The organism is Streptomyces pinistramenti (assembly GCF_020564935.1).
GTDB classification, from domain to species: domain Bacteria; phylum Actinomycetota; class Actinomycetes; order Streptomycetales; family Streptomycetaceae; genus Streptomyces; species Streptomyces pinistramenti.
Map to the genome: position 1 here is coordinate 1 of NZ_JAJCXB010000120.1, position 4,449 is coordinate 4,449.

A 4,449-nucleotide genomic window follows, 5' to 3' on the forward strand; every position below is an offset into this window, starting at 1 on the left:
CCCTCAACGCCCGCCCCACCACGCCCCGCCTCGCCCCCAACGCTCGCCCTGGCCAGGAGCGTTCCGTTCCCGCTCTGCTCATGCTGTCCGTGCTGCTTCTTTGAGGGGGTGGCTGCTGCCGGGGAGGATTTCGGTCAGGGGGCTGCGGGCGCCGGGGCGGGGGCGCCATTCGCGGGGGTAGCCCAGCGACACCTCGTGGAAGGGGACACCGTCGTGCCAGGTGGTGCGGGGGACGTGCAGGTGCCCGTAGACGACGGCACGGGAGCGGAAACGGCGGTGCCAGTCGGCGGTGGCGCGGGTGCCGCACCACAGGGCGAACCGGGGATGGCGAAGGATCCGGGTGGGCTCCCGCAGGAGGGGATAGTGGTTGACCAGGACGGTGGGCAGGTCCTGGCCGAGCGCTTCAAGGCGCCCGGCGGTGTACTCCACGCGCCGGCGGCACCAGGCGGCCCGGCTGGGATGCGGGTGGGGATGGAGCAGGAACTCGTCCGTGCACACCACCCCCTCACGGCGGGCCGCGGCCAGCGCCTGCGCCGGCTCGGGGGCATCGGGGGGCGTGAAGGTGTAGTCGTAGCCCAGGAACAGCGGAGCGACGGCGACGGGCCCCTCCGGCCCCGGCCACAGGGGGTAGGGATCCTCGGGAGTATGGATGCCCAGGCTCCGGCAGAGCTCGACCAGGTGGGCGTAGCGGTCGGCGCCACGCGCCTGGAGAGGGTCACCGGGCAGGGTCCACAGATCGTGGTTGCCCGGCGCCCACACCACCGTGGCGAACCGCTCGGCCAGCAGGCCCAGCGCCCAGGCGATGTCCGTGGACAGTTCACCGGTGTCCCCGGCGATCACCAGCCAGTCCTGCGGCGCGGTGGGCCGCAGCCCCTCCACGACGGCCCGGTTCTCACGATGCCGGACATGCAGATCACTGACGGCGAGCAACGACACGCGTACCTCCCCACTCTGACGGAACGAACACCCCGCCCGGCCCGGCCCGGCACGGGCACCGAAGCCCGGCCCGGCCCGGGCGGGCGGTTGGCGGTCAGTCGGTACCGGGCGGGGCCTCGCCCCACCCCCACAGCTTGATCGTTTCCCGGGAGGACGGCTTCACCTCCGGCTGGGAATTGGCCATGGCCCGCCGCGAACCGAACTCGAAATAGCCCACGAAAGCCGACCGGAATTCCGCGTCCTTGGGCATACCGACCTCATCGGCGGCCTCCAGCATGAGCTTCACCCACCGCTCACGCTGTTCCGGCTGAATGGACCGCCCCCGGTGCTGGCCGACCATGTGGGGATATCCGCCGCGTTCCTGCGTGTACGTCTTCGGGCCGCCGAAGACCTCCGAGATCCAGACCGCGACATGGTGCGGATGGTCATCCGTCATGTACCTGAAAAGCGGCTCCAGCAACTCGTCCTTGCGGACCCGCCGGTAAAACGCCTCCGTGAGCCGTTCCAGCGCCTCAGCGCCGCCGGCCCATTCGTACATGGTCGGCACCGAATCCGACATCACGACACCTCCGATGAGCTTCAGTGAGCATGGATGAACGAGCGTTGATGAACGAGTTGTGGTGTGCTGAGCGTTGGTGAACGAGCGTTGGTGTGCTGAGCGTTGGTGAACGAGTTGTGGTGTGCTGAGCGTTGGTGTGCTGAGTGTTGATGGTCTGGGACGGGGCCGGCGCACGCGGCGTCGTGCCTCACTCGCAGGGCTGCACAATCACGCCGGAAGCGACAGTGGAGACGAACTCCCCGCATTGTCACGGCAGTTCTTTCCGGTCCGCGGGCCGAATCCGTCGGCCATGCAGCCGGCCGCAGCAGCCGGTGTCATGCCACCGGCTGTGGCGGCCGGCCGTATCCGTAGGTCAGTCATGCGCAGGGAATGCGCCCGGCCGAGAGCCGGGAGGTTTTCCGGCAGGGCAGGGCAACAGTCAGCTGTATCAGGGGAGTTCGCGTCCGGTGATACGGAAACCGGTCCGGCAGAAGGCGGCGGTGCCGGGCAGGTGCAGCCAACGTAGCGGCAGGCCCGGTCTGCGTCCAGACCGAAGCTGCCCCCTGGCAGGCCGCTGACCAGCGGAGTCGGAATCCCCCGGGGGCCGGGCGGGAAGTCTTCGGTCGTCCCTTCGGTGGCACCGTATTGAGGCCGCCCGGTCCCGCTTCTATGTTCACCTGACGGCACTCGGGAATCGTTCGTCTCTGCCTTGAGCGCTCGCCGCCCGCATCCGCAAAACACCGCGCCGCGCTGTGCTGCCGGGGTGTGCAGGAGACCGTGACCAGGTACGGAGGAGACCGTGAAGATTCAGGTTCTGGGGCCGCTGAGCGCCCACGTCGACGGGAACTCGATCGTCCCGAGCGCCGGCAAGCCGCGGCAGATCCTCGCGCTGCTGGCGCTCCATCCCGGGCAGGTGATCCCCGTCCCCACCCTGATGGGGGAGATCTGGGGCCCCACCCCGCCGCCCAGCGCCCTGACCACCCTGCAGACCTACATCCTCCAGCTGCGCCGCCGCCTGTCCGCCGGGATGGGACCGGATGCGCCCCGCGGCGCCAAGGACGTACTGGCCACCCGGCACGGCGGCTATCTGCTGCAGGTCGCCCCCGGCTGCGTCGACGTGCACCACTACGAGCAGGCCGCCGCCTGCGGCCAGGCCGCCTTCGGCGAAGGCGACAGCGAACGTGCGGCCCGCCACCTGCGCACCGCCCTCGCCCTCTTCCCCGGCCCCGCCCTGGTCGATGTGCGGGTCGGCCCGGTCCTGCAGACCGAGGTGCTGCGGCTGGAGGAGAGCCGGCTGTGCACGGTGGAGCGGCGCATCGACGCCGACCTGCGGCTGGGCCGGCACGCCGGACTCCTCGCCGAACTCACCCACCTGACCGCCTGCCACCCCAGCCACGAGGGCCTGCACTCCCAGGCGATGGTGGCCCTCTACCGCTCCGGCCGGCAGGCCGCCGCCCTGGCCGCCTACCGCCGGCTGCGGCGGCGGCTGATCGAGGAGCTCGGCGTGGAGCCCTCCCCGCAACTCCAGCGCCTCCACCAGGCGATGCTCGCCGTCGACCCCCGCCTGGGCATCGTCGCCGGCGACCGCCCCACCTCCACCTTCGACCTCTACGCGGCCTGAACCCACCGCACGGACCCCCACCGCACGGACCCCCACCGCACGGACCCCCACCGCACGGACCCCCACCGCACGGACCCCCACCGCACGGACCCCCACCGCACGGACCACCGTCCGAGCCGCCCGCCGAGCCGCCCGCTGAGCCGCCCGCTGAGCCGCCCGTCCGAGCCGTCCGCTGAGCCGTCCGCTGAGCCGCCCGTCCGAGCCGTCCGCCTGAGCCGTCCGCTGAGCCGTCCGCGGAGGTGAGCCATGGAGCGCCAGGGCCGTATGGGCCGCTGTCAGCGCCAAGAGCGCCTGGCCCCGGACGGCCTGTTCGCCCTGCTGCGCGGATGCACCGCCGGCCACCTGGGCGAGCACCTGGCCCGGCCACCGGCCGCGGAGGAGCAGGCGGCGCTGCTGGACCGGCGCTTGCGTGACCTCGGGTGCGACTCGCTGGCGCTGCTGCAGACCACCGGCCGCATCGAGCGGGCCTGCGCCGTCACCTCGACGCGCAGGCCCTCGACGCGGCCACCACTCCGCGCACCTGCCTCGCCGACGCGGCCACCACTCCGCGCACCTGCCTCGCCGTCGTCAACACCGCCCTCGCCGCCCGGCCCGCCACCCCGCCGTACGGCCCGGTGTACGGCCCGGTGTACGGCCTGACCCGGCCCGGCGTACGGCCCTGCGCCCGGCACGCCACCGCAACCGCCGCCCCGCACCTGCGCGTTGTCCGTTCGACCGGTGCTGCACCGGCGGTCCAGCGGTGCTCCGAGGCGGCTCGTGCCCGGTGTCCGATCATCGCTCTGACCGCCCGTGACGCGGCGGCCGGCGTACGAGGTGGAGGAACGATGACGCGGACGACGCGGCCCTTATCGCCCCAGCCGCAACAGCACGGGGAAACGCAGCCGTGCGAGAGCGATCTGCAGATCGCCGGGGACATTCTCCAGGTGGCGCATCTGCTGGAGCCCCCACGCGAACACCCGGCGACGGTGGCGGAGTTCGCGGGCCTGGCCCGCACCATCGCCGCCGACCGCGCCCGGTGGGCGCCCCTGGTCCGCTACCGGTCCACCGCCTGCTGGCGACGGCGGCTGCGCCGCGGCCCGGGGTACGGGGTGTGGCTGGTGAGCTGGGTGCCGGGCGGACGCGGCGGCCGGCACCGGCACACCACCACCAGCGCGGTGGTGACGGTCCTGGAGGGCGAGCTGACCGAGCGCGCAGGACCGGGCCGCGGCCGGCTGCTCCCGGGCGGCGCCCAGCAGATCTACGCGCCCGGCTGCGCACACGAGTTCTTCAACGAGGCCCTGGAGCCGGCCCTCAGCCTGCATGTCTCCTTAGTGACCGCACCCTGACCCGGCCCGCCCCGCCCCGCACCCCCCAC

At 72.7% G+C, this 4,449-nt stretch carries 3 protein-coding genes and 1 pseudogene; 2 read left to right on the forward strand and 2 right to left on the reverse strand.

All coding sequences use genetic code 11. The annotated features are described in order from the left end of the window. Positions 1–78: 78 nt before the first annotated feature. Together LIU39_RS34550 and LIU39_RS34555 are read right to left on the reverse strand one after the other, a co-directional pair. Entirely contained in the window at positions 79–936 is an 858-nt protein-coding gene (locus LIU39_RS34550; protein ID WP_227050940.1) for a metallophosphoesterase family protein, read from the reverse strand. A gap of 94 nt (positions 937–1,030) precedes the next feature. Continuing rightward, positions 1,031–1,495, reverse strand: coding sequence for a group II truncated hemoglobin (locus LIU39_RS34555; RefSeq protein ID WP_227050941.1), 465 nt, complete (start codon positions 1,493–1,495; stop codon positions 1,031–1,033). A gap of 778 nt (positions 1,496–2,273) precedes the next feature. Here LIU39_RS34555 and LIU39_RS34560 point away from each other — a divergent pair. After that, positions 2,274–3,095, forward strand: coding sequence for an AfsR/SARP family transcriptional regulator (locus tag LIU39_RS34560; RefSeq protein ID WP_227050942.1), 822 nt, complete (start codon positions 2,274–2,276; stop codon positions 3,093–3,095). A gap of 824 nt (positions 3,096–3,919) precedes the next feature. Continuing rightward, positions 3,920–4,399 (forward strand): annotated as a pseudogene (locus LIU39_RS34565) (cupin domain-containing protein); the annotation flags it as partial. Positions 4,400–4,449: the final 50 nt, after the last annotated feature.